The organism is Parachitinimonas caeni, from assembly GCF_030129945.1.
GTDB lineage: Bacteria > Pseudomonadota > Gammaproteobacteria > Burkholderiales > Chitinimonadaceae > Parachitinimonas > Parachitinimonas caeni.
This window is the reverse complement of record NZ_JARRAF010000180.1, coordinates 1-479: the sequence shown is the minus strand read 5'-3', so window position 1 is coordinate 479 and position 479 is coordinate 1. Positions and strand designations below refer to the sequence as shown.

Sequence of the window (479 nt, the reverse complement as noted above, 5' to 3'; positions counted from 1 at the left end):
GCCAACGGCCGCCCCTTGATCAGCGGTGCCGACGGCCGGTGGCGCGAAGCCCGCTGGCTGGAGCCGGGCCGGTACGATCTGACGATGCGGGCCTACTGGGGCGATCAACCCTACCAGTTCCGGCTGCGGCCGGTGGCGGCCGAGGCACAGGCGCTGCTGGCCGGGCAGGCCCTGACCGCCCGTTTCGACGACAGCCAGCAAAGCCAGCTGTTCCGGCTGGAGGGCCATGCCGGCGACCGGCTGCGCTTCAATGCCCTGGCAGACAATTCGGGCCAGCTGGGCTGGCGCCTGTTCAATGCCTACGGCCAGCTGCTGGCCGAAGGCCCCGTCACCAGCGATGGCCCGCTGCGGACCCTGGCCCAGGATGGCCCGGTCTATCTGCAGCTGCGCCCCGACTCGGTACTGACCGCGCCGGTCAGCGTCAGCTTCCAGCTCGACCAGGGCGAGCCGGCGGTCGAATCGCTGGTTCTGGGACAGAG

At 71.0% G+C, this 479-nt stretch carries 1 protein-coding gene; it reads left to right on the top strand.

Features of this window, described 5'->3' with window-relative positions; all coding sequences use genetic code 11:
- Window positions 1-479, top strand: a 479-nt coding sequence (locus PZA18_RS24205) for a hypothetical protein (protein WP_284103452.1), incomplete at both ends; no start/stop codon positions are given.